General features: G+C 46.3%; 20 protein-coding genes. 8 read left to right on the plus strand and 12 right to left on the minus strand.

Annotated elements, in window-relative coordinates; all coding sequences use genetic code 11:
• Window positions 1-7 precede the first annotated feature (7 nt).
• From glgX to glnS, 5 genes are all read right to left on the minus strand, one after another.
• Complete coding sequence (glgX, locus tag DK430_RS02330) at window positions 8-2,017, minus strand: glycogen debranching protein GlgX (protein WP_109077512.1); 2,010 nt, start codon at window positions 2,015-2,017, stop codon at window positions 8-10.
• On the minus strand, window positions 2,014-4,209 hold the full coding sequence (gene glgB / locus DK430_RS02335) for a 1,4-alpha-glucan branching protein GlgB (RefSeq protein ID WP_109077513.1): 2,196 nt from the start codon (window positions 4,207-4,209) through the stop codon (window positions 2,014-2,016). Before glgB ends, glgX begins: the two co-directional genes overlap by 4 nt.
• A gap of 12 nt (window positions 4,210-4,221) precedes the next feature.
• Complete coding sequence (malQ, locus tag DK430_RS02340) at window positions 4,222-6,318, minus strand: 4-alpha-glucanotransferase (protein ID WP_109077514.1); 2,097 nt, start codon at window positions 6,316-6,318, stop codon at window positions 4,222-4,224.
• A gap of 90 nt (window positions 6,319-6,408) precedes the next feature.
• Window positions 6,409-6,858, minus strand: a complete 450-nt coding sequence (locus DK430_RS02345) for a YcgN family cysteine cluster protein (RefSeq protein ID WP_109077515.1) — start codon at window positions 6,856-6,858, stop codon at window positions 6,409-6,411.
• 71 nt (window positions 6,859-6,929) lie between these two features.
• Window positions 6,930-8,600, minus strand: coding sequence for a glutamine--tRNA ligase (glnS, locus tag DK430_RS02350; protein WP_109077516.1), 1,671 nt, complete (start codon window positions 8,598-8,600; stop codon window positions 6,930-6,932).
• Window positions 8,601-8,885: 285 nt separating this feature from the next.
• On the opposite strand from glnS, the gene DK430_RS02355 reads away from it, so the two are divergent.
• The 3 genes from DK430_RS02355 (at window position 8,886) to tdeA (ending at window position 13,468) form a co-directional block, all read left to right on the plus strand.
• Window positions 8,886-10,067, plus strand: a complete 1,182-nt coding sequence (locus tag DK430_RS02355) for an efflux RND transporter periplasmic adaptor subunit (RefSeq protein ID WP_109077557.1) — start codon at window positions 8,886-8,888, stop codon at window positions 10,065-10,067.
• A gap of 19 nt (window positions 10,068-10,086) precedes the next feature.
• Window positions 10,087-12,021 carry a MacB family efflux pump subunit gene (locus DK430_RS02360; protein WP_109077517.1) on the plus strand — a complete coding sequence of 645 codons (1,935 nt, stop codon included), beginning with the start codon at window positions 10,087-10,089 and terminating at the stop codon, window positions 12,019-12,021.
• 79 nt (window positions 12,022-12,100) lie between these two features.
• Window positions 12,101-13,468: a toxin/drug exporter TdeA gene (tdeA, locus tag DK430_RS02365; protein ID WP_109077518.1), complete on the plus strand. Its 1,368-nt coding sequence runs from the start codon at window positions 12,101-12,103 to the stop codon at window positions 13,466-13,468.
• A 114-nt stretch (window positions 13,469-13,582) separates the two neighbouring features.
• Here tdeA and melR read toward each other — a convergent pair whose 3' ends face one another.
• Window positions 13,583-14,503: a transcriptional regulator MelR gene (melR, locus tag DK430_RS02370; RefSeq protein ID WP_109077519.1), complete on the minus strand. Its 921-nt coding sequence runs from the start codon at window positions 14,501-14,503 to the stop codon at window positions 13,583-13,585.
• Between the two features lie 214 nt (window positions 14,504-14,717).
• Between melR and melB the strand changes: the two genes are divergently transcribed.
• Window positions 14,718-16,085: a melibiose:sodium transporter MelB gene (gene melB / locus DK430_RS02375; RefSeq protein WP_239496775.1), complete on the plus strand. Its 1,368-nt coding sequence runs from the start codon at window positions 14,718-14,720 to the stop codon at window positions 16,083-16,085.
• 12 nt (window positions 16,086-16,097) lie between these two features.
• Window positions 16,098-18,236 carry an alpha-galactosidase gene (locus DK430_RS02380; protein WP_109077521.1) on the plus strand — a complete coding sequence of 713 codons (2,139 nt, stop codon included), beginning with the start codon at window positions 16,098-16,100 and terminating at the stop codon, window positions 18,234-18,236.
• Between the two features lie 96 nt (window positions 18,237-18,332).
• Here the strand turns inward: DK430_RS02380 and DK430_RS02385 are convergent, their stop codons facing one another.
• From DK430_RS02385 to DK430_RS02400, 4 genes are all read right to left on the minus strand, one after another.
• Window positions 18,333-19,874, minus strand: a complete 1,542-nt coding sequence (locus DK430_RS02385) for a subtype B tannase (RefSeq protein ID WP_109077522.1) — start codon at window positions 19,872-19,874, stop codon at window positions 18,333-18,335.
• A gap of 120 nt (window positions 19,875-19,994) precedes the next feature.
• Complete coding sequence (locus tag DK430_RS02390; protein ID WP_109077523.1) at window positions 19,995-20,318, minus strand: zinc ribbon domain-containing protein YjdM; 324 nt, start codon at window positions 20,316-20,318, stop codon at window positions 19,995-19,997.
• Window positions 20,319-20,402: 84 nt separating this feature from the next.
• Window positions 20,403-21,266, minus strand: coding sequence for a DMT family transporter (locus tag DK430_RS02395; protein ID WP_109077524.1), 864 nt, complete (start codon window positions 21,264-21,266; stop codon window positions 20,403-20,405).
• Window positions 21,267-21,311: 45 nt separating this feature from the next.
• Window positions 21,312-21,986 (minus strand): TIGR01621 family pseudouridine synthase, encoded by a 675-nt coding sequence (locus DK430_RS02400; RefSeq protein ID WP_109077525.1) that lies wholly within the window; start codon window positions 21,984-21,986, stop codon window positions 21,312-21,314.
• A 128-nt stretch (window positions 21,987-22,114) separates the two neighbouring features.
• On the opposite strand from DK430_RS02400, the gene DK430_RS02405 reads away from it, so the two are divergent.
• From DK430_RS02405 to DK430_RS02415, 3 genes are read left to right on the plus strand one after another with little or no spacing between them, the layout of a single operon-like run.
• Complete coding sequence (locus tag DK430_RS02405; RefSeq protein WP_109077526.1) at window positions 22,115-23,023, plus strand: LysO family transporter; 909 nt, start codon at window positions 22,115-22,117, stop codon at window positions 23,021-23,023.
• A gap of 11 nt (window positions 23,024-23,034) precedes the next feature.
• Complete coding sequence (cls, locus tag DK430_RS02410; protein WP_109077527.1) at window positions 23,035-24,492, plus strand: cardiolipin synthase; 1,458 nt, start codon at window positions 23,035-23,037, stop codon at window positions 24,490-24,492.
• Window positions 24,493-24,550: 58 nt separating this feature from the next.
• Window positions 24,551-25,192: a histidine phosphatase family protein gene (locus DK430_RS02415; protein ID WP_109077528.1), complete on the plus strand. Its 642-nt coding sequence runs from the start codon at window positions 24,551-24,553 to the stop codon at window positions 25,190-25,192.
• Window positions 25,193-25,229: 37 nt separating this feature from the next.
• On the opposite strand, the gene DK430_RS02420 is transcribed toward DK430_RS02415, so the two are convergent.
• Both DK430_RS02420 and DK430_RS02425 read right to left on the minus strand, forming a co-directional pair.
• Window positions 25,230-26,096, minus strand: a complete 867-nt coding sequence (locus DK430_RS02420; RefSeq protein ID WP_109077529.1) for a DsbA family protein — start codon at window positions 26,094-26,096, stop codon at window positions 25,230-25,232.
• Window positions 26,093-26,449 carry a phenylpyruvate tautomerase MIF-related protein gene (locus DK430_RS02425; RefSeq protein WP_162616795.1) on the minus strand — a complete coding sequence of 119 codons (357 nt, stop codon included), beginning with the start codon at window positions 26,447-26,449 and terminating at the stop codon, window positions 26,093-26,095. The genes DK430_RS02420 and DK430_RS02425 overlap by 4 nt, the downstream gene beginning before the upstream one ends.
• Window positions 26,450-26,459: the final 10 nt, after the last annotated feature.

Raw genomic sequence — 26,459 nt, forward strand, 5'->3', positions numbered from 1 at the left:
ATCATGATTAATATTTTTGCAACACACAAAACGCTAACCCATCAACTACCGCCTCATGTTCATGTAACGTTAACTGTGTTGTCCCGCATACATATTTCCATTGACTTACCGCTTGCATAGGCAATGTAAAATGTTGTTTTTCCGCTTTGGCATTAATTAAGAAAATCCATTGCTTATCTAATACCACTTGTAGCGTTTTATTTTCTCGATTGTGCCAATCATCAAGGCTCATCGGCTCTCCGCGAGCATTAAGCCAAGACACATTGTCTTGTGACCACCAACGGTCACTGAGTAAACTTGCAATTTGTTTGCGTAACGCAATCGTTTGGCTGACTAGGTTAAATAAGTCCTGATTAAACGCACTCCACTTTAACCAGGCGATTTCATTATCCTGACAATACACGTTGTTATTACCGAATTGGCTATTACCGAACTCATCCCCCGCCAACAACATCGGCGTGCCGTTGGAAAGCAATAAGCTCACAAGCAAACTGCCTGCCGTTAAAACACGTTGTTTTTCCACCGCACTTTGCTGCGGATCGGACAAATCCAATTCGCTGCCTTCAATGCCGTGGTTGTAACTGTAATTTTCGTTACGACCGTCACGATTTTCTTCACCATTGGCTTCGTTATGTTTTTGGTTGTAACTGGTTAAATCGCGCAAGGTAAAACCGTCATGGGCGGTAATAAAATTCAATGAGGTGTGCGGCAGACGTTGTTCCCGTTTGAAAATGTCGCCCGAACCCGCCAACCGTTCGGCAAACGCCCCGACTTCACCGCTTTTCCATAACCAGAAACGGTTCATGTCATCACGGAAGCGGTCGTTCCATTCGGCAAAATAATGGGGAAAATTGCCTAATTGATAGCCATAATGCCCGATGTCCCAAGGTTCACTGATGAATTTCACCTGTTGCAAACTCGGTGTTTGCGCAATGTCGTTAAATAACGCTGCGTGGCTATTGAAATCCGGTGTTTCACGCCCTAATGCGGTGGCTAAATCAAAGCGGAAACCGTCCACATGGCATTCTTCCACCCAATAACGCAGGCAATCCACTACCCAGCGGCGGGTGACGTCATTGGACAAATTCAGCATATTGCCGCAACCGGTCCAGTTGAGGTAGTGACCTTGTTGGTCTTGCCAATAATAGGTTTCGTCGTCAATGCCCCGTTGGCTAAAAGTCGGGAATTGTTTTTCCGATTCCGCCGTGTGGTTGAACACCACATCTAAAATCACTTCAATGCCCGCTTTGTGCAAGGCTTTAACCAAGCTTTTAAATTCGTTCAACGGGTTCTCAATATTGGCTTGCGAACAATATTTCGGTTCTACGGCAAACATCGCCAACGGATTGTAACCCCAATAATTTTGTAACCCTTTTTGCTGTAAGTGCGATTCATCTACCGAGTAATTTACCGGTAGCAATTCCACCGCCGTAATACCCAGTTTTTTCAAATACGCAATACTATGAGGATGCGCAAAACCGGCATAAGTGCCGCGTATGGACGAAGGCAATTCCGTTTGAAGTTGGGTAAACCCTTTTACATTCACTTCATAAACAACACTTTCGGTCCAAGGTATATTCGGTGCTTTGTCGTCCTGCCAGTCAAATGCCCGATCAATCACCACTGCTTTCGGCGCATATTGGGCGTTATCCCGTTCGTCATTCAATAAAAACCACGCCTGCGCTTCCAGCGTGCTTAAATCCGGCTTGCCCACCACCGCTTTGGCGTAAGGGTCCAACATCAATTTCTGCGGATTCGGCTGCAAAGTGCGGTCATTTTTTCCGGTGATTCTGAAACCGTATTGCGTGCCGTTCACCACGCCGCTTAACGCCAAATGCCAGACATTATCCGTATTTGTCATGTAAAAACGGGACTCCTGTCCGTCCGTAAACAGACAGAGTTCTACCTGACGCGCCACAGAGGAAAACAGGGCGAAATTGGTAATCTGTTCGCCGTTTTCTTCATACCGGCTATAACTGAACGGATAAGGTTTTCCGTTATTTTTTACCGCAATCATGCTTTACCCTGATATTTCAAATAAATGGTTGCCAATGGCGGAATGGACACGGAAATGGAATTCGCCCGATAGTGGCTGTCAATCTCCTCGCTGTGTACCGCGCCCAAGTTACCCACGTTAGAACCGGCATAATAGGCGGAGTCGGTATTTAAAATTTCACGATATTCGCCGGCGGCATTCACACCGATTCGGTAATTGTGACGCGGTACCGGAGTGAAGTTACTGATCACCAAAATGCGCTCGCCGTCACGGCTGCGACGTTCAAAGGCAAATACGGAATTTTGCGCATCGTCCGCCACTAACCAATCAAACCCTTGCGGATCGGAATCCAACTCAAAGAGCGGTGCGTTTTCGCGGTAAATGTTATTTAAATCTTTCACCAGCTGTTGCACACCGATGTGCCATTGCCCGCCGATACCTTCATCCAGCAGGAACCAATCGAGACTTTCACGGTAATTCCATTCGCGCCCTTGAGCGAACTCGTTCCCCATGAACAACAGTTTTTTGCCCGGATAGCCCCACATATAGCCGTAATAGGCGCGTAAATTGGCAAATTTTTGCCACGCGTCGCCCGGCATTTTGCCGATAAGGGAACATTTGCCATGCACCACTTCGTCATGGGAAAGCGGCAACACAAAGTTTTCGCTGTATTGGTACATCATACCGAAAGTCATTTGGTTGTGGTGATATTGGCGATAAACCGGGTCTTTTTCCATGTAGGACAAGGTGTCGTTCATCCACCCCATGTTCCATTTGAAATTAAAACCCAAGCCGCCTTGTTCGCTCGGATGGGTCACGCCGGTAAATGCCGTGGATTCTTCCGCAATGGCAATGGAACCCGGCACTTCGCTATGAATTTTCCAGTTGGTGTGTTTCAAAAATTCAATAGCTTCCAGATTTTCCCGCCCGCCGTATTGATTCGGAATCCATTGTCCTTCGGCGCGGCTGTAATCACGATAAATCATGGATGCCACCGCATCTACCCGAATGCCGTCGATACCAAAGCGCTCAAGCCAATACAAGGCATTACTGGATAAGAAATTTTTAACTTCGTTTCGCCCGTAGTTATAAATCAGTGTATTCCAGTCTTGATGATACCCTTCGCGCGGGTCGGCATGCTCATATAATGCCGTGCCGTCGAACGCCACCAAACCGTGAGTATCGCTCGGGAAATGCCCCGGTACCCAGTCTAAAATGACGTTAATGCCGGCATCATGCGCCCGTTCAACTAAACGTTTAAAGCCTTCCGGCGTACCGAAACGGCTGGTCGGCGAATAAAGTCCCAGCGGTTGATACCCCCAAGAACCGTCAAACGGAAATTCGGAAATCGGTAAAAATTCAATGTGAGTAAAGCCCATTTCCTGCACATAAGGAATGAGTTCATCGGCGATTTGGTCGTAATCCAACCAAAAATTATTTTCCAGATTGCGACGCCAAGACCCTAAATGCACTTCATAAATGGAAATCGGTTGATCCCATTGATTGGCTTTGCGGCGCGCTTCCGTCATCGGTACGACACTCGGCAACGGGCTGATTTGTGACGCGGTATCAGGACGTAATTGCGAACTGAAAGCGTAAGGGTCGGCTTTTAAACGAAGGTTACCGTGGCAATCGATTAATTCAAATTTATAAAGTTGTCCGAGAGAGACTTTCGGCAGAAACAATTCCCATACGCCGCTTGCCGGATGTAGCCGCATCGGATGGCGACGACCGTCCCAATAGTTAAAATCACCTACCACAGAAACCCGTCTGGCGTTCGGCGCCCAGAGACGGAAGTTGACGCCCGAGACGCCGTCACATTCGATAAAATGCGCACCCAGCACTTCATACGGACGCAAGAACGAACCTTCCGCCAACAGCCACTCATCCAAATCATTTATCATCGGATGATAACGATACGGGTCTTCCACAATTTGCGATTCTTTGCCCCAATACACCTGTAGTTGATAAGCGAAGAAATTGCGTGTTTTCGGCACAACGCCGGCAAAGAAACCTCTGTCATCCAAGCGCTTTAATTCGCAAAGGGTTTCCTGATTTTCTTTTTCAATGACCAAAACACGGCTTGCATCGGGCAATAACACACGAATTTCAATGCCATTTTCGGTTTCGTGCATACCTAATACGGAAAAGGGGTCACCATGAGTGCCGTCAAAAAACTGATTGATAACGGATTGCGCTACTAATTGAGTCATAATAAATCCTCGCTAAGCGTTGCGTGCTTGATTAATTAAAGAGAAAAACGACGCAATGTGTTCATCATTGAAAATACGTTCTAATGATTTACTTAATTTCTTACGCCAATTCGGATATTCCGTAGAGGTTCCCGGCAAATTAAAAGAAATTTCCTGACTTAATAAATTTTCTAATTGAACACCCACCACTTTGCTTTGGCTTTCCGCCAAATAACGGTGAATTTGTCGATTTAAATTATCGTGCATCGCCATACTTAAGGCGTCACCCCAATAATCGTCAGGCAAATAATGATCACGATGAAGGCTGTTTAATAACGCTTGTTTATCAATAACGCGCTGTTCGTATTTTGCTTTCAGCACATCGCCCTGCAAAATACCCAACTGACCGAATAACTCCAAATCACGACAATGCCAGAAACTTTGCAGTGACGGCACATCGTGCGTACCGATGGTGGCAAAGGCATTTTGTGGATAATCTTTGCTGAGTGGATAAGCACCGTGTTTTTGCGCAAAATACAACACAAAATAAGAGAAAATGTGAAACTCGTTTAATTTCCACCGCACTTCATCAGGCACTGTGCCCAAATCCTCGCCGATCAGCAAGCATTCGTTGCGTTGGCTTTCAATGGCTAAAATCGCCATCAGTTCATCAAAAGGATAATGCACATACACACCATCGGCGGCGGTTTTGCCTTCCGGAATCAGCCATAAACGGAACAAGCCCATCACATGATCAATGCGCAGAATACCAAAATGCTGCATATTGGCGCGTAACATATCAATCACCGGCTGGAATCCGCGCGCTTTCAACACACTTGGATTATATGGCGGCAAGTTCCAATTCTGCCCTACCGGACCAAGGGGATCAGGTGGCGCACCGACAGACGCATTAACGCAATACAACTGCGGATCGCTCCACACATCAGCGCTACCACGGGAGCTGTTTACCGCTAAATCGCCATAAATCCCCAGTTGCATACCCACTTGACGGCATAAACCCTGCAATTCATCCAATTGTTGCGATGTCACCCATTGTAACCAAGCGAAAAACTCCACTTGGGCTGCATGCTCTTTCAATAAAGCTTTGCGTTTGCGATCCGACAACATCTGCCATTCTTTTCGCCAACCAAGCCAGCCGATGGTATTTTCCTCCGCTTGTTGCTCTTGATGCTCGATAATATCCAGTACATTGAATAAACCTTGCCATAACAACGCTTCGCCCTGTGCTTTTTTAAAGGCATCAAATGCCTTGCGGCGGGCAATAATTTGCGCCGATTTACTGCGATTAAAGAAAGCAAAGAGTTGCTCAAGTGCGGTCAGTTTTAGCTGCGTTATTTCACCATAAGCCACCGTTTCAAGCTCACGTAGCGAGGCGATTTTTTCCTGCACTTCCGCAGAGTTAAACCAAGTTTGCACAGCACGGGATAATTTAAATTCCGGCAAAGCCGTCACATTTAAATAAATGAAATTCAGCCAACGGCGGGAAGACGAACTGTATGGGCTCGCCCAATCCGGCACAGCGGGATACAACAAATGCAATGGATTAATACCGATAAAATCTGCGCCCTGTTTTGCGCCTTGCTCAATTAAATACGCCAAATCGCCGAAATCACCGATTCCCCAGTTATCTTGGGAACGTAAACCATATAACTGGACGTTAATCCCCCAGACTTTTTTCTGTTGCAAAATCGGTGGCTGATAGGAGGTGCGCGGCGAAACCAAAATGCGCACAACATACTGTTGTTCATCAGCGGTAAGTTTTAATTGGTAGTACCCGAAGGACAGCGGAGATAACGTAAGAATTTGAGAATCAGAAAGGGATTGTTCGACACATTTGTTGCCTTGCTCATCAAGAAGTTGGTAATGCAATGAACAAGCTGAGAGAGATAAGCGGGTTAAATCATAATGGATGGTGTCATTTTCAAACACCGTAATCACATCATCAAACTCCCCTTTGGCACCCCGTGATTTAGCGGGGGGTTGTAGCAACTCGGTGAAATACGATAACGTTTGCGTACCGACGTAAATTAAATGCCCGTCAATATCATAATGGGCTAAAGCGATCCCTAATTTTTCGGCGGATTGCTTGATAGAGTCTGAAATTTGCATATAAAACCTACAACAACATACGACAATAAAATTAACGATTTTTAAGTATTGTAATGTAGATTAGCACAAAAACAACGCTTTTAGTGCAAATTAGTGATCTTCATCAAGGTCGAGAATAAAATCGAACCAATCAATGACATCCCGTTCATGAATGCCATATTTAATCAAAATATCGGCTTTTTTCACACTATTGGGATCGCCGCTGATTAACGGATGCCACGATGGCAACGGCTTACCCTCGTGTAATAAACGATAAGCACAGGTGGCAGGCAACCAATCAAAATCGGACAGATTTTCTTTGGTCAGCTTAGTGCAATCTTCTTCCAATTCAAAACGCTGCAAATAATTACCGCACTTTCCCGTCTCCAAATCTAACAAATTGCAGGCGATGCGCGTGTAATACAGGCGTTCATATTTACCGTAGCCGTCAATATATTTGCGATAACAACACTTACCGCAGCCGTCGCATAACGCCTCCCATTCGGCGTCGTTCATGTCGAGCAAGGTTTTATGTTGCCAGAAATTAGATTCTAGTTGCATAGCTAAAAATGAAATAAAAAATGCAGTCGAAATTCATCACGAAAAACGACCGCACTTTATGAGACGTCGGCTTAGAAGCCTTCTTTTAAACTCACGGTGAGGTTAAACACCAAATGTTCCGGACGGCTGTCTTTGCTGTCGGCGCAGAAGTAGCCTTCGCGTTCGAATTGGTAGCCTTTTTCCGCTTCTGCGTTAGCAAGGCTTTGTTCTACGAAACCGTGTTTTACCACTAATGACGTCGGGTTTAATACGCTTTCAATTTCTTCTTCCGCGCCCGGATTCGGCACTGTGAATAAACGATCGTATAAACGGAATTCCGCCGGGTGATTATGCGCGGCGGAAACCCAGTGAATCACGCCTTTTACTTTGCGTCCGTCCGCCGGATTTTTACCCAAGGTGTCCGGATCGTAAGTGCAGAAAATGGTGGTGATTTCACCGTTGGCATCTTTTTCTACGCGTTCCGCTTTAATCACATAAGCGTTACGCAAACGCACTTCTTTGCCTAACACCAAGCGTTTATATTGTTTATTCGCTTCCTCGCGGAAATCCGCACGATCAATGTAAATTTCTTTGTTGAACGGCAATTGGCGCTCCCCAAGTTCCGGACGGTTCGGGTGATTCGGCGCGGTTAACATTTCTTCTCCGTTAACGTTTTCAATCACCACTTTTACCGGGTCAATCACCGCCATGGCGCGCGGTGCGTTTTGGTTGAGATCATCACGAATGCAGGATTCCAAGGCGCTGTATTCCACCACGTTATCTTGTTTGGTCACGCCGATACGACGACAGAATTCACGAATGGATGCGGGTGTGTAACCGCGACGACGCAAGCCTGAAATGGTCGGCATACGCGGATCGTTCCAGCCGTCCACAATGCCTTCATTCACTAATTTCAATAACTTACGTTTAGAGGTTAAGGTGCCTTCTAAATTTAAACGGGAAAATTCATATTGATGCGGTAACGGGCGTTCAATACTGATGTTTTCCAACACCCAATCATACAAACGGCGGTTATCTTGGAATTCCAAGGTGCACAAGGAATGCGTAATGCGTTCAAGGGCGTCGGAAATACAGTGGGTGAAATCGTACATCGGATAAATGCACCATTTGTCGCCCGTTTGGTGATGGCTGGCAAATTTAATGCGGTAAAGCACCGGGTCACGCATTACCATGAACGGTGACGCCATGTCGATTTTGGCACGCAGGCTGGCTTTGCCCTCGGCAAATTCGCCGTTTTTCATTTTTTCAAATAACGCCAAGTTTTCTTCCACGCTGCGGTCGCGATACGGGCTATTTTTACCCGGTTCGGTCAATGTGCCGCGATATTCGCGCATTTCCTCAGGGGAAAGTTCATCCACGTATGCCAAGCCTTTTTGGATAAGCTCGATGGCGTAACCATAAAGGGCGTCAAAATAATCGGAGGCATAATGAATTTCACCCGCCCAGTGGAACCCCAACCATTCCACATCGGCTTTGATGGAATCCACATATTCCACGTCTTCTTTCACCGGGTTGGTGTCGTCAAAACGCAGGTTACATAAGCCTTGATAATCTTTCGCTACACCAAAATTCAAGCAAATGGATTTGGCATGACCGATATGCAAATAGCCGTTTGGTTCCGGCGGAAAACGGGTGTGAACGGAGGTGTGTTTCCCGGCGGCAAGATCGTCATCGATAATTTGGGTAATAAAATTGTGCGGACGGGCATTTTCCGTCGTGTCTAATTGTGTTTCTGTAGTCATAGTGTTCTCATTAAAACGCATAAAAAAATAACCGCACTATTCTACACATTTTGTAATAAAAAGCGAATTATCTACCTCAAGGAACCCACGCCTTAACCGATGCTCAACGCAATAAACAATTTCCGATAAATCCTGTCTAATTGCTAAGATTTTTCGTGCAAAAAAGTGAATTTATGATTACAATGCGCCACTAAATGAACGTTCATTCATTGCCAAATTTTAATGATTTCTTAAGTTTTGTTGTCTATTGTGGCGACGCATTTGTTAACTTATGAGAGAAAAATGATGACTAAAAAGCCTCTTATTATTACTGCCATTGCTGCCGCTGTGATTGTCGGCGGCTATTTCTTTATGCGTGATTCAGGCGCACAAACAACTTACCTGACAGAAGAAGTCAAACGTGGAAACATTGAAAAAAACGTCGTCGCAACCGGCTCCATTGAAAGCGTGAACACCGTTGATGTGGGGGCGCAAGTATCGGGGAAAGTGACCAAACTTTACGTTAAGCTGGGGCAACAAGTGAAAAAAGGCGATTTAATCGCCGACATCGATTCCACCACCCAAATCAATACCTTAGATACCCGCAAAGCAGCTTTAGCGAGCTACCAAGCACAATTGGTTGCACGCAAAACAGCTTATGACGTGGCACTTTCCAACTACAATCGCTTATCTAAATTATATGCGCAAAAAGCCACATCGCTGGATACGCTAAATACCGCAAAATCTACCTTAGATAACGCCAAAGCGGAAATGAACGTAGTGCAGGAAAATATTAAACAGGCAGAAATTGAAGTGAACACCGCCGAAACCAATGTTGGCTATACCAAGATCACGTCTCCTATTGACGGCACGGTGATTTCCACGCCGGTCTCCGAAGGGCAAACGGTGAACTCCAATCAAACCACGCCGACCATTATTAAAGTGGCGGATTTAAGCAAAATGCGTATTAAACCGGAAATTTCCGAAGGCGATATTACCAAAGTGAAAGCGGGGCAAGATGTCACCTTTACGATCCTATCCGACAACAAAACCGTTTATCACGCCAAAATTGAATCGGTGGATCCGGCAACCACGACAATCAGTGATAATTCCAGTTCCAGCAGTTCAAGCTCAAGCTCCGGTTCATCCTCCAGTTCAAGCAGCAGCGCCGTCTATTATTACGCCAATATTATCGTCGAAAATCCGGAACATATTTTGCGTATCGGCATGACCACGGAAAACAACATTAAAATCGCTAACGTGCAAAATGTCTTATTCATTCCGAATATGGCGGTGCAAAAACGCCAAGGAAAATATGTCGTCAACGTGCTAAACGGCAATACCACACAGGAGCGGGAAATTGAAATCGGCGTGCAAAACGATTTTCAAACGGAAGTGAAATCCGGTTTAACGGAAGGCGAAAAAGTGGTGGTTTCGCAAGTTGCCGCCGGTGAGACATTAGGCCCTGATGCGCCGATGATGTTCTAAAGTGCGGTGGGTTTTGACAATGAATATTATTGAAATCAAACAGCTCAACCGCTATTTCGGCGAAGGCGACAACCGTGTTCATATTTTAAAAAACATTTCCCTTTCCATCGAAAAAGGGGATTTTGTCGCCATCATGGGGCAATCCGGTTCGGGAAAATCCACCCTGATGAACATTATCGGATGCTTAGATACGGCAACCGACGGGTCATACAAAATCGACGGAAAAGAAACCGTCGAATTAACCGCCGATCAACTTTCCGATTTACGCAGTCAAAAATTCGGTTTTATTTTTCAACGTTACAATTTGTTGAGCAGCCTCACTGCCGCAGAAAATGTCGCGTTACCGGCAATTTATGCAGGCATGCCGCATAATCAACGCCTAGAACGCGCCAAGCAATTACTGGAAAAACTGGGCTTAGGTGATAAATGGCAGAATAAACCCAATCAACTGTCCGGCGGGCAACAACAACGGGTGAGTATCGCCCGTGCGTTAATGAACGGCGGTGAAATCATTCTCGCGGACGAACCGACGGGCGCCTTGGATTCTCACAGTGGCGAAAATGTGATGGAAATCCTCCGTCAGCTACACGAGGAAGGACACACCATTATTATGGTGACCCACGATAAACATATCGCCGAGAGTGCCAATCGGATTATTGAAATCAAAGACGGCGAAATCATCAGCGACGCACGAAAACATCAGGTGAAAAGTGCGGTCAGAAATTCAAACGTTTTTAAAGGGCGTTTCGGTTTCAGTAAAGATCAACTGATGGAAGCCTTTCGTATGTCTGTCAGTGCCATTGTGGCGCATAAAATGCGTTCTCTACTGACCATGTTAGGGATTATCATCGGGATTACGTCGGTGGTTTCCGTGGTGGCGTTGGGGAACGGTTCGCAACAAAAGATTTTGGAAAATATTCGCGGCATCGGCACCAATACCATGACGATTTTCAACGGTAACGGTTTCGGCGATCGCCGTTCGCGACATATTCAGAACCTGAAAATCAGCGACGCCAACACGCTGGCGAAACAAAGCTATATTCAAAGCGTAACGCCGAACACCTCCTCCAGTGGTGTTTTGGTCGTAGGCAATAAATCCTTTACCTCCGCCAATTTATACGGAGTCGGCGAGCAATATTTCGATGTGGAAGGTTTGAAATTAAAACAAGGTCGTTTATTAACGGAAGATGACATTACGCAAAGCGATCAAGTGGTCGTGCTGGACGAAAGCGCCAAAAAAGCCATTTTTGTGGATGAAAATCCCCTTGGCAAAATTGTGATTTTCAACAAACGACCGTTGCGGGTGGTGGGCGTGGTATCCGATCGCCAAATGGGCGGATTTTCCAGCAATTCTTTGAATCTGTATGCCCCTTATAACACCGTGCTGAACAAAATCACCGGCGGCAGCCGAATCAGCTCCATTACGGTGAAAATCCGCGATGAGGTGAATTCCACCGTGGCGGAAAAAAGTTTAACGGAATTGCTGAAATCCCTGCATGGCAAAAAAGACTTTTTCGTGATGAACAGCGATACCATCAAACAAACCATTGAAAGCACCACCGGCACGATGAAATTACTCATCTCCTCTATCGCCTTTATTTCCCTCATCGTAGGCGGTATTGGGGTAATGAACATCATGTTGGTGTCGGTGACGGAACGCACCAAAGAAATCGGCGTCCGCATGGCAATCGGCGCCCGTCAGATTAATATCTTGCAGCAATTTTTAATTGAAGCGGTGTTAATTTGTTTAATCGGCGGCGTCACCGGCATTTTGCTGTCCGCTCTCATCGGTATGCTATTTAATAGCTTTATGACGGATTTCAGTATGGATTTCTCTACGGCTTCCATCATTACCGCCGTACTCTTCTCTACCCTCATCGGCGTGCTGTTCGGCTATATGCCGGCGAAGAAAGCGGCAAAATTAAACCCGATTACGGCGTTGGCGCGAGAATAGATTTTGTAAAACACAAAAGAGCGGTTAGAATTCTCTGCAATTTTTGACCGCACTTTTATAAAAAGAAAGGAAAAACCCCATGTTCACAATGAAAAAATTAACCCTAGCCGTCGTGATGGCAACCACCCTTGCCGGCTGTGCCAATATTGGTGATTCTTATCAGGCAAGCCTTGATAATTACAAGCAATATGAAGAAATCACCAAACAATACAACATTAAAGACAACTGGTGGGCGCTGTATAACGATGCTCAGTTAAATCGTGTGGTCGAACAAGCCTTATTAAATAACAAAGATTTGGCAAAAGCCGCCGTTTCCGTTAATCGCGCCCTTTACAGCGCAAACCTCGCCGGTGCGAGCTTAATTCCTGCCTTTAGCGGCGCCACCCAATCAGCGGCGCAAAAGAACATCAAAACCGGTGGCAACTCCACCATCACCCACACAGGCTCACTGAACGTGGCTTATACCTTGGATTTATGGCGTCGTTTAGCGGATACCGCAGATGCGGCGGAATGGACGCATAAAGCCACCATTGAAGACATGGAATCCACCCGTCTTTCCTTAATTAATTCCGTGGTCACCACCTACTACCAAATTGCCTATTTAAATGACGCGATCAGCACCACCGAAGAAAGCATTAAATATTACACCGACATCAGCAACATCATGCGTAACCGCTTAGCCCAAGGCGTAGCGGACAGCGCCAGCGTAGATCAAGCTCAACAGGCGGTGTTAACGGCGCGTAATAATTTGATTACTTATCAAACCAACCGTAAAACCGCAGAACAGGCATTGCGCAATTTACTTAACTTAAAACCGGATGAAGCCTTAAATATCACCTTCCCGCATATTCTGAACGTGAAAACCGTGGGCGTGAATTTAAATGTGCCGGTTTCCGTAATCGCCAACCGTCCTGACGTCAAAGGCTACCAAGCCCGTTTAAGCAGCGCCTTTAAAAACGCCAAAGCCACCGAAAAAAGCTGGTTCCCTGAAATCACCTTGGGAGGCAGTTTAAGCTCCACCGGGAATAAAGTGGATAATGCACTCAACACCCCTATCGGCGCAGGCACATTAGGCATTAGCCTGCCGTTCTTAAACTGGAACACCGTAAGATGGAATGTGAAAATTTCCGAAGCGGATTATGAAACGGCTCGTTTGAATTATGAAAAGAGCATCACTACCGCACTAAACGACGTGGATACCAACTACTACTCGTTCACCCAAGCGCAAAGCCACTTTGCCAACGTGCAACAAACCCACACTTATAACCAACGTATTACCCAATATTACCGTAACCGTTATAACGCAGGCGTGTCAGAATTACGCGAATGGTTAACCGCGGCAAACACGGAAAAAGCCTCCCAGCTTTCCATTTTGCAAGCCAAATATAACGTTATTCAGGCAGAGAATGCCGTTTACAGTTCCATGGCAGGTTACTACTCCCGCTAAAAAATAACGACAAAAACAACCGCACTTTGTGTGCCTGGCATAAAAAAACGGCGCTTTCAATAAGCGCCGTTTTTGTTTTTGAGGGAAAAGTGCGGTCAAAAAATTTTTCAGATTTTAAATGTTTTTCATTGTCGCCATATATCCCCTCACCTGTTTACGATAACTCATCGGTGATAGTCCCGTGTGTTTTTGAAAATTGTCGTAAAAGCGACTCAGGGAATTAAACCCGGCGGTGAGGGAAATATCCAGCATGGTTTTATCCGTGTCACTTAGTAATGCTTTGGCGTGGTTAATGCGCATGGTGGTGATGTATTGCTTGATGGTGAGCTTCATTATGCTTTGGAAAATCCCCATGGCGTAATTGCCGTTTAACCCCACTGCGCCCGCCACTTGCGCCACCGTAATGGCTTCATTGAAATGCTCGGCGATATAATTCAACATGAGCGTGACATAATGCTGCGTATGTCGTGAAGATTTCAATGATTTACTTTTATCATGTTGATATTTCAGCAATAAATCCCATCCATCTAATTCAATGCGTTTAATGAGCAAATGAATTTCATCGTACACCAACCTATTACGATGAATATCGTTTTTTGCCAATTCCTGCTGCCACCGCTGAATTTCAAAGGTGCTTGCAAGGTTGTCGCTTTTGGATTGAATAACAATACCGTGGGTAATGTGGTTGACGAGATTTTGCGGCAGTTGCCAGGAAAGAAATTGATGCACCGGAATATCAATCACCGCCATGGCATTGCATTGATGGCGATTGGTTAAGCTGTGCGGCACGGAGGCCCAGAAAATGGCAATGTGATTGGCTTTGATGGTAATCGGCATGCCGTTATAAACATATTCCACGTCATCATCAAAGGGAATGTTCAGTTCAATGTGCCCGTGCCAATGCAACGCAGGCATATTACACGGCGGTTGCCATAGCGTGACACGCATTGCCTGTTGTTCCAGCGGTAAGGAAAGCGGGCTGGTGGTTTTGCTACCAAGGCTATTTTCAGAATCAAAGTAGGTTGTCGGTTTCATGTTTATCGGTCTTTATTTTGGATTAAACACAATAAATTCAGAAAAATCCCATTTTCTCAAAATTAATTCCCAAAAACTCATATTCTTAACGTTAGATCGCGTAATCTGAACTTTCAGGAATTTTACAGGATAAAACGATATATGCAATCGTTTGCTATTTTGTCACTATGCCTTATCCAATAACAAAAACAGGGGTATAACTATGAGTTTATCAATGAAAACCAAGATAAGCTTTGGCTTGGGTGCTTATGGAAAAGACTTCGCCATTGGTATCGTGTATATGTACTTAATGTATTACTACACGGATGTATTAGGTGTTTCCGGTGCGGTTGTGGGGACAATCTTTATGATTGCGCGGGTGTGGGATGCGATAAACGACCCAATAATGGGCTGGATAGTCAACAACACCCGCTCCCGCTGGGGCAAATTCAAGCCCTGGATTCTCATCGGCACCGTTCTTAACTCCATTTCACTCTTTTCCTTATTCTGTGCGGATTATTTCTCGGGTACGACATTAATCGTTTATATCGCCGTCACATACATTCTTTGGGGAATGACCTACACCATCATGGATATTCCTTTTTGGTCGCTCACGCCGACCTTAACGCTGGATCAACGGGAACGGGAAGAGCTTGTGCCGTATCCGCGCTTTTTCGCCAGTCTTGCCGGCTTTGTGACCGCCGGTGTCTGCATGCCGTTTGTGGATTATGTAGGTGGCGACGACAAAGGCTTCGGATTCCGTATGTTCACCTTAGTCATCATCGCCTTTTTCATGGCTTCAACGATCATCACGCTGATTAACGTGAAGGAAAAATATTCTTCCGACAGTCTGGAAAGCGGCGAGCCGCAAAAGAAAGTGCCGCTCAAAACTTTAGTGTCCATGATACCGCGTAACGATCAGCTTTCAAGCTTATTGATTATGGCATTATGCTACAACATTGCCGGTAACATTATTTCCGGTTTCGCAATTTATTACTTCACTTATGTAGTGGGCGACAAAGATATGTTCCCTTACTACATGTCTTATGCCGGTATTGCGAACTTGGCAGTGATTGTATTGTTCGCACGTTTAGCTAAATTCTTCTCACGCCGTACCTTGTGGATCACCATTTCTGTGGCATCCATTATCAGCTGTGCCATTTTGGCTTATACCGGTTTAGCGGATCACCACAGCATTTTCTTGATTATCCTTGCGGGTATCTTTATGCAAATCGGTAGTGCATTGTTCTGGACATTGCAAGTGATCATGGTGGCGGATACCGTAGACTACGGCGAATACAAACTTGGCATTCGTTCTGAAAGTATCGCGTATTCTGTGCAAACCATGGTGGTGAAAGCAGGTTCTGCGGTATCAGCCTTGTTAATTGGTGTGTTATTGACTGCCATCGACTATGTGCCGAACGAAGCACAAAGTGAAAACACCTTATTCTGGATGAAGATGATTATGATCGGCTTACCGATTTTCTTCTACGCCATCAAATTATTCGTGTACTTCCGTTATTACAAACTCCACGGTGACTTGCTCGCAAAAGTAAACATCACCTTGTTAGACAAATATCGCAAAGTTGATTCAAAAATCTAAGAGGGCACATTTATGACTTCACAATTAATTCGCTTACAAAGCAAAGACACGGATTTAATATTACGCACCGAACCTGCCGAAATCCTTTACTGGGGAAAACGCTTAAATCTCGACGACATTTCCGAAGTCGACGTCCTCACGCTTGAACGCGGTGTGGCAAACGGCAGCTTGGATGTGGATACGCCAATAACCCTTGCGGCGGAAAACGGACGCGGATTTTTCGGTTCGGCGGGCGTAGAAGGTCATCGCGACGGATACGACTGGGCGCCGGTGTTCGTAACTAAAAACGTCATCAAAAACGACCGCACTTTGGTCATTGAAAGTGAAGATCCTATCGCGCAACTTGCCTTTAAAACGGAAATCGAAACGGACGAAAACGGCGTGTTTAAATTCCGCAATACCTTGACCAATCTTGGCGAAAACAAATTTACCGTTAATCGCTTGGCTGTCACGCTACCTGTGCCGGAATATGCCGATGAAGTCTTGAGCTTTTACGGACGTTGGTGCCGCGAGTTGCACGAAAATCGCGTATCGCTCAAACATGGCGCATTCACGCAAGAAAACCGCCACGGTCGTACTTCCCACGAATATGCACCTTATTTGGTGCTGGGTACGCCACACTTTAGCCAGCAACAAGGTAAAGTATGGGGTTTCCACCTTGCGTGGTCGGGCAACCATCGTGTTCGTGCGGATGTCTTAATTGATGGTCGTCGTTTCGCGCAGTTGGAAAATCTCTATTTCCCGGGGGAAATTCAACTTAAACAAGGCGAAAGCCACAGCACGCCTTGGGTGTATGCGGTACATTCTGAAAGTGGCTTGAACGGTATGTCCTTACAATTCCACAACCACGTGCGTGAACACATTCTGCATTTCGCCAATAAAGAACGCCCGGTGCATTTGAATATTTGGGAAGGCGTGATGTTCGATCATCAACCGGCGCACATTATCGCCATGGCAGAAAAAGCGGCGGAAATGGGCGTAGAGCGTTTCATCATTGATGATGGCTGGTTTATCGGGCGTAACGATGATTTCGGTGGTTTAGGCGATTGGTATTTAGATGAAGAAAAATACCCGAATGGCTTGAACGAAGTGATTGATGCGGTGAAAAAACTCGGTATGCAATTTGGTATTTGGGTGGAGCTGGAAATGATCAACAAGCCGACCAAACTGTATCAGGCGCATCCCGACTGGCTTTTGGAACTCAAAGGCTACGATCAACCGGAAGAACGCCATCAATACGTGTTGGATTTAACCAATCCGGAAGTCTTTAATTATTTGCTTGAGCGTATGAATTGGTTGCTGGGCAATCATGATATTGATTACATCAAATGGGATCATAACCGCCGTCTGGTACAGCCGGGCAGTAACGGTCGCGCGGCGGTGGTTGAACAAACCAAAGCCATGTATCGCTTATTTGATGAATTGCAAAAACGTTATCCGCACGTAGAAATCGAAAGCTGCTCATCAGGCGGTGCGCGTGTGGATTACGAAATCCTCAAACGCTCACAACGTTTCTGGTCATCCGATAATATTGATGCTTACACCCGCCAACAAATTCACCGTGGTATGAGCTATTTCTATCCACCGGAAGTAATGGGCGCGCACATTGGCGGTTCACCTTGCCAAACCACTTATCGTCGTTTTTCCATTGATTACCGTGGCTTAACCGCCTTGTTCGGACACATGGGCGTGGAGCTTGATCCGGTGAAAGAAAGCGCAGAAGAACGTGCAGGTTTCGCAAAATACATTGCGTTGCACAAACAACTTCGTCCATTGTTGCACAGCGGTGATGTGTTCCGACTGGATCACCATGACGAACGCACGCTGATTCACGGTGTGGTGGCGAAAGATAAATCGGAAGGCGTGGTGCTCATCAGCCAACTGGATATGCCTGATTACAAACAAATGGGTAAACTGCGCGTGCCGTATTTTGACCCACAAGCCGTTTATCAGGTGAAGGTGTTGTCGATCCCGGATTACATTCGTGAAGGCAAAGCGGGGCATTTAATGAAAGTTTTCCCGCAATGGTTGCTTGATTGTCTTGCAGAAAAAGAGGTCACAATCCGCGGCGAATGGCTGGCAAATGCGGGGCTCACCATTCCGGTACTGGATCCGCAAAGCGCACTGTTATTGGCATTTAAAAAACGCTGATTTATTCGTTATGCAATAAAAAGTGCGGTCGTTTTCTAACGTGTTTTTTGTGTAAAACACCGCGAAAATCGACCGCACTTTTCTTTCCTTAACCCGCTATTTGGTAATGCTATCTGTCCATTGGAACAATTCGTCCAAATCATAATCGCCCGAATGTGGTACGCCCCACGGGGTTTCATAGTCCACCTGTTTGCCCGCCATCCGCAATTTTATCGCCAGCATCGCACCGATGGCATGAGACGTATCGCGATCGGAGGTGCCGACGCGAATGCGCCAATGTTGCGTTTTCCCCTGTTCCACATAATTCATGGCGTTCATTAAACGCACACTGTTTTTATCCGCCATTTGCCCTTTCTCCGTGCTGTGCGTCCAAGAATAATGGGTGAAGTGGCGATTATTCACGCTTTCCGTGCCGAATAAATTATTTTCACCGGAACTCAAATTCAGCGCATCAAACGCCGGCGGCGATTTCATGCGTTTTTCCGAATGAATATAGCCATCCCAGTCAATGTCACTGACGCCCTCTTTGCTCAGTGTCACCCAAGATTTACCCTCAAAGGACGTGCCGTTTTTACGGGCTTTGTCCGCCGCCCGCACAATGACCGCTTTCACATAATCTTTAAAGGAACCGTTGCCTTGCGCATCTAACGTTAAGGCATTGCCTTTTTCATCTTCCAACTTCAGGCTGTTCAAATAAGACGGGAACTCGGCTTTTAGCTGATCGGACACACGAATTTCCGCCGGTGTCAACGTGCCCTCAATGGTGGCTTTCGCCGCCGCTTGGGAGCGATCGTTAAAACTTTGCGCATTCAAACGGCTCATGTCCATACGACGATAATCGTTCAAGCCGTTAAATTCCCATTCATAGGCGCTGTCCGCGTGCTCCAGATTGGTAATCGGGCAATAAGCGGACACCGCAAAAATGGCGTCACTCGCCTCCGCCGCGCCCGCCTGTTTTAAATAACGCGCATAATCCGCGTTGTCGCCGCTCGCCCCTAACAAGGCGGATAACGCCCCGCCTGCGCTGGTGCCGTTAGAAATAATTTTATTGGCATCGCCCGGCATTGCCGCATCGTTAAAATGCAAATAACGCACCGCCGATTTCAAATCGATAATCGCCGCCGGCGCTTTGCCGGTATATTTGCCGTCCTTCTCCAATGTCCGCCCGCGCGCGCCCACACTTGCCACCACATAGCCTTTAGAAAGTGCGGTCAAAATCGCGTTCGGTTTATCGCTGTTGCCAAACCCTTTCGTATCATAGGTCGCTGCTTTCGCCGGCATATAACCGCCCACCGCATTCGGCAGGAAAATCGGCGCGCTTTTCGCATTAAACCCGTTAATGTTGCCGCCGTTAAAATAGGCTTCCGGCACATAAACGTTCAGCGTCTGATAATCCGGCTCAATCGGGTTTTGCACATACACGATCTTCTCAAAGGCACGGAATTTCACCGACTCCCCGTTCACCTGCACTTCCAAAGTGCGGTAGTTTTTCGGCGTAAATTTTAAATCATAGCCATTATCCGTTTTATTGAAATACGGCACCTCCGCCAACGGATCTTGCCCCTGCGGCGGATTCCCCACCGCCCCCCCGGAAAGCACCAACCCCACCAACGAAGCCAGCCATGTTTTTGTTTGCATAAAACTCTCCTGTTTAAAAGATATACTGTTGATTAGAGGGGGATATTGGAAAGGAGTTCGGCGGAGGGAAATAAAAAAGTGCGGTGAAAATCCACCGCACTTTTTTATTCTATTGACCTCCTACGCTTTCTTCAAAAACTCCGACTTCAACATGATTTTGCCGCAATCGACGTTGTGGTCGCCGCGGGCAAGGCGGATGTTTTTGAATTTTGTGCCTTTCTTTAAGACTTCGGAGGAACCTTTGAGTTTGAGGTCTTTGATGAGCAGGACGTCGTCGCCGTCGGCAAGCAGGTTGCCGTTGCTGTCTTTGACGATGAGTTGATCGTCGTCGTGCTCCTCGGTTTCGTTGCCGGTCCATTCGTGTCCGCAGTCGGGGCAGACGAATTGAATTGAGTCGTGATAGGTATTTTCGCCTTTACAGGCGGGGCAAATTGGGTAGTCCATGTGTTTCCTCGCGTTAAATGAAATGTGAAAAACGCGTTATTGTAACGAAAAGCCACGCGTTTCGGGGAATTAATTTCTCAGATTTTAGCGGCGCATTTTTGCCAGTAAGCTGACGGAGACGATGATCACCAGCGAGCCGATCCAGAAATTGAGGGTCGGCACATTGTGCCAGAACAGCCAGTCGCAGATGCTGGAAAAAATCACGCCGGTGAAAGCAAACGGCGTGATGACGTTCGCCGGGGCGTATTTGAAGGCGCGGGTCAGCAATAATTGGAATACCAAGCCAAAACCGCCGACCAATAACAATAGAAGAAAACCGTGAGCAGTAGGGAGCGTCCATTGTGCGGCGAAAAACAACGGCAGCAACAACGAGCCTAATAAATGGAAATAGAACACGATGTTCTTCGGTGAATTGTGTTTGTTTAACTCCTGCAAACTGATGAACGCCATGGCGGCGAGGAATGCCGCGCCTAGCGCATAGCCGATGTGTAACAGTTCAAAATGCTTGGAGGAATCCGTCAGCATAATGATGGAAACGCCCGCGAAACCAAGAAAACTGCACGCCAGCACTTTTAACGGGGTTCTGGTGCGTAACACAAACAGCAATAATGGCACGAATAACGCTGAAGTGTTCATTAATAATACAGCGATGGAAATAGGCAAATATTTGATGGCGTAGAAAGTCAGCAACATACTGGCAATGCCCGCCAAATTACGTATGACAAGAAACGGCCATTGGCTGAGTTCAACCTTAAAATCGCCGTCGCGGATCATAAACGGCAGCAAAAAAATGAAGCCAATAAGAAAACGGGAAAACAGGATTTCACTGGATGGCAACTCATCGGAAGCATATTTGACGAATACGCCCATCAGGGCAATGCTGATGTAAGCAAAGATCATGCAAATAATGGCTTTTTGATATGAAGTTGTCTTGATTTTAGTCTGCATAAACGGCTTCCTTGGGGTTTATCGCTGAAAAGTGCGGTTGTTTTTCTAAGTGTTTTTTTCAGCGTTGGCGTATGTTTCAATGTCTTCCCAAAAACGCTGAAAAAAATCACCGCACTTTTGTTCGTCTTGTATCGGTTCTCCTCTAATTTGAACCGTCTGTCCGAAATAGTCAAAGGATAATCGGTAGGCGTGTAGATAGGTGCGATCGGCATGATCTCCACCATACAATTCATCGCCTAAAATTGGGCTGCCTAAACTTTTCATGGCGACGCGCAACTGATGGGTTTTGCCGGTTTTCGGGTGCAGAATAAATAAACGCAAATTCGGCGCAAGGCTGTGTGAAATGAAATCCGTCACGGCGGGATTTTCTTTGCTTTGCGTGAGCTTCCAAGCGCCACGGCGTGCTTTCTGCATATCGCCGCTAATCCTGCCCTGTTTTTTCTTTGGCTTATGGATTGCCAGTGCGATATAAGTTTTCTGAATTTGATGTTGGGCAAACTTTTGAGACAACGTCACAGCGGCTTGTTCATTTAAGGCTAACATCAATAATCCTGAAGTCACTTTATCCAACCGATGAACCAACCAGACTTTCGGCACGCCAAGTTGTTGTGCTACCCATTGGGTTAATCCCACATCGGCATCATCTTTGTGTACGCTTATACCGTGCGGTTTGTTGATCACGATGAAATCAGGATGCTGAAATATAATTTGAAATGCCATGGAGAAAATAAATGGGAAGCAGAATGCGCCGGATTATAGCACAGAAGCCGATGTTGTTCGGTGTGAATTAGGCGGCGCCCCGGAAAAGTGCTATACTGCCACGCAACAATTATTCTAAGGTGTTTATTGTGTACGAAGGTTTGCTCATTATTTTAGTGCCGATGTTTCTCGGCTATGCGGTGAAAACGAATAATCAGGTGATTTTGCGCATTTTGGGTCGTTTGACGATGATTTTGCTTTACATGATTTTGTTCACCATGGGCTTTTCTCTCGGACAGCTTGATGATTTGGCACAACAACTTCCGCAAATCGGCGTTTATGCGCTGACGTTTATTCTGTTTATTCAAGGTCTTAATTTCATCGGCCTATTTATTTACGACAAACTTCATCCGCAACCGTTAAAACATAGCGCAGAAAAAATGCCTTCCCGTTGGTATATTATGTTGGATTCCCTGAAATTATGTGCTGTGGTGGCGATAGGTTTTGCGGCGGGTTGGCTTGCCAAAGGGCATTTTGCTTTGTCCCACGACACCACCACTTATGTGCTCGTCGTGATGATTTTCTGCGTGGGCGTGCAACTGCGTAATAACGGCATTTCCATGCGTGCGGTGTTTTTCAATAAGCGGGGCTTGGCGATGGGCGTGATATTTATGCTGACTTCGCTACTCGGCGGAATTATCGGCGCGTTAGTGCTGTCTGAGCCTCTAGTGCAAGGTTTGGCGGTTTCTTCCGGCTTCGGCTGGTATTCGCTTTCCAGCGTCACACTAAGCAACGCTTGGGGACCGATTTGGGGCAGTATTGCCTTTTTTAACGATTTATCCCGCGAACTCATTAGTTTATTTATTATCCCATTATTTATGCAAAACTATCGCTCTACGGCAGTAGGTTTTGCCGGCGCAACGGCACTTGATGTGACCTTGCCGATCATTCAAAAAGCGGGCGGTGTAGAGGTGTTGCCGCTGGCCTTTAGTTTTGGTTTTATCACCAACATTACACCTCCGATTTTATTGATGTTTTTTACCTCGGCTCCGTTATAACCTTAGTTTTTATGAATATCGAACAAATTACCGCTTACATTATCCCGGTGTTTATCTGGATTCTCACCATTGCCATTACCATTCGTTTGGTGATTAAAAAACAATCCGTGCCTGCTATGCTGTCTTGGTTGATCGTGATTTATGTATTTCCTCTCGTCGGCATCGTAGCCTATTTAATTTTTGGTGAAATCAATCTCGGGAAACGCCGTGCTGCCCTATTCAATCAGCTAAAACCGAAATTTATGGCATGGTTCGACAAGCTGTCGCAATGCGATAATTTGGTGAATACGCAAACTAACCTGCTCTATCGCCCGATTTTTGATTTAGCCAAACAACGTCTCGGCATTCCTTGCATTTTAGGCAATGAGTTGCATATTCTGGACACGCCGGAAAACATCATGCGTAGCATTATCAACGACATCAAAAGCGCAGAAAAATCCATCAATATGGTGTTTTATATTTGGTCGAACAAAGGTTTAGTGGCGGAAGTCACGGAAGCGCTTATCGCCGCCCGCAAACGGGGGGTAGCGGTACGTATTCTGCTGGATTCCGTAGGCAGTCGCCCGTTTTTAAAAAGCACTGATTGCCGAGCCATTCAGGCACAAGGCATTGAAATCGTCGAAACCTTGCACGTGAATTTATTCCGTATGTTCTTTAGCCGTATCGACCTGCGCCAACACCGCAAAATTATTGTGATCGATAATCAGATTGCCTACACCGGCAGCATGAATATGGTGGATCCGAAATTCTTCAAAAAAGACAGCAATGTGGGGGAATGGATTGACATCATGGTGCGCATTAACGGCCCGGTATCGGCGGTGCTTAACGGCTTGCACGCCTGGGATTGGGAAATCGAAACAGGGCAAACCGTTCCGTTACATGTTCCCGACTGCCCTCTGCTACCGCTGGAACAAAATAACTCCCACGCGGTGCAAATTCTTGCCACCGGTCCGAGTTTTCCCGACGATTTAATGGCACAATCCCTCGCCATTGCTATTTTCTCCGCACGTAAAAGCATTGTGATTACCTCGCCTTATTTCGTGCCGAGTCATAACATCGCCGAATCTCTGCGTATTGCCGCCCTGCGCGGCGTGGAGGTGTCCATCATTCTACCGAAAGAAAACGACTCGATGATGGTGCGCTGGGCAAGTCGAACATTCTTCGATGACTTACTCGCCGCCGGGGTGAAAATTTATAATTTCAAGAAAGGCTTATTACACACCAAAAGTATGCTAATCGATAACAAACTTGCCTTAGTCGGCACCGTAAACATGGATATGCGTAGCTTTTTGTTGAATTTTGAAGTGACCATGGTGGTGGAAGATGCGGCATTCGCCAATGAAATTTCCCTATTGCATGAAGGCTACATCAAAAATTCCGAATTATTGGATTATGACAAATGGGCAAATCGCTCCGTTTATCAACGTATTATCGAAAAACTGTTTTTCCTCTTCAGCCCGCTGTTGTAAAAAGTGCGGTGCTTTTTTGCGGTGTTTTTTATTTCGACAACCTTTAACAGGATAAATAATGAACAAAAATCTAACTTTCTATTTAATTCGTCACGGACGCACCGTTTGGAATGAACAAGGCTTATTACAAGGCTTCGGCAATTCCGCTTTAACGGAAAACGGCGTCAAAGGCGCCAAACAGGCAGGCATAGCATTACAAAACATCCCCTTTATCGCCGCTTATTCCAGCTGCCTACAACGCACCATCGACACGGCACAGCATATTTTGGGCGACCGCCCTATTCCCCTGTTTCAACACCAAGGTTTAAACGAGCAATATTTCGGCACTTGGGAAGGCTTGCCGGTGGATGAGTTGCGTGAATTGGAAGAATTTAAACAAATGCGTAATGATGCGGCAAGTTACAAAGCGCAAAGCAATGGCGGCGAAACCTTTGAACAACTCGCCGAACGCGCGATGAAAGCCATACGGGACATTATTCAGGTGCATGATCAAGGTAATATTTTAATTGTATCCCACGGCCATACGCTGCGTTTATTGCTCGCCCTGTTCGCCGGCACAAGCTGGCAGGAACACCGCAACGAAGGCAAAAGCCAAACATTGTTAAATACTTCTATTAATATCGTGCGTTATCAGCAAACCAATGGCACGGATGGGAAATTTTCCATAGAAGCCATCAATAAAGCGGATCATTTAAATTAAAAACCAAAACGGAAGCCAAAACTTCCGTTTTTTACTTTTATACAACCACCTCAAAAAACACCCCACCCGCCATGTCAATCCGCCTGATTTCCCCGTTCTCCAGCAATGGTTTTACCAGCTCCAACACCGCATTCCCATCCGTCAAATCAAACACATAACGCAGTTCGATAAGATTTATCAACGGGTGGCGTTCAAACAATTTCCGCAGGTTTTCGCTGGTGGCTTCGGGCGGTGTGGATTTGAGTTCGCCATTCGTGATTTTTTCAACCAGTTCAAACAATGCCTTGTCGTTCAATACGCCTTTTGCCAACACAGTTTGTCCTTTGTATTCAAACAGATACGCAGGCAGGCTGAATAGGCGCAGTTGCTCACGTCGTCTGAAATCTTCTGCTAATGCGGCTTCGGTTTCGGGCGCGTGGTAAGCGGTCAGAAAATCAGTCTGATTTACGCCCACCTGCTCGGCAACGCGTGCCAGTTCGTCCAGTTTGGTGGTTGGGCGGACTTCGGCGATGGTGGCGAAACGCAGGCGGTATAAAAAGGCTTCGGCTTTTTCGGGCGCGATACGCTCTACGGCTTTGTAGGCTAAATTCAGCGGCACGGACGATGTGCGTTCCGTTGAAAACAAATCCAGTTTTTCCATGGCAATTGGCATGCCGCTGATGGCTTGCTCGGCGTTGTAAATGGCTGCCAAACGCGGCAGGTAGCGTTCGATGGCGTAATCTTCGCTGACCGCCAAATCATTTGGGTTCACAAAGTCATACACGTTGCGCACCAAGCCCGACATCATCGGCTGCACCTCGATTTGGTCGCCGAAATGGGTTTCCAGTTTGCGGAAAAACGGTTCGCTTTCGTAGGAAAGCCCCATCATCGGGTCGGTGAAAATGGAAATTTTGAGCCGGTTCATCGCCCCTCCTCAAAGAAATAACCGCCCACGCTCCACGCGGGAATATCTTCATATTGCACATAAATTTGCGTCGGCAAAATGCCCAGTTCGGCGTGAACCAAGGCGGTGATGGCGTGGCTGAGTTCGGCATAGCCCCGATGCGTGCGGTTGCCGAATACGGCGACTTTAATGTGGGCGGCGGGCGTGTTTTTGCCTTTTAAATACAGGCATTTTTCGCCTTCCAGCCCCACCATCAACACCTGCTCCGATTTGCCCGGCACCCGCTCAATCGCCTTGCCCAAGCCTGTTTTTAGGCGTTCGGCTTGGGTTTCGTCGATTTTGACATTGGTTTGTAGAAAGATAAACGGCATCATTCCTCCTGAT

Origin of the sequence: Aggregatibacter kilianii (assembly GCF_003129965.1) — a bacterium.
GTDB classification, from domain to species: domain Bacteria; phylum Pseudomonadota; class Gammaproteobacteria; order Enterobacterales; family Pasteurellaceae; genus Aggregatibacter; species Aggregatibacter kilianii_A.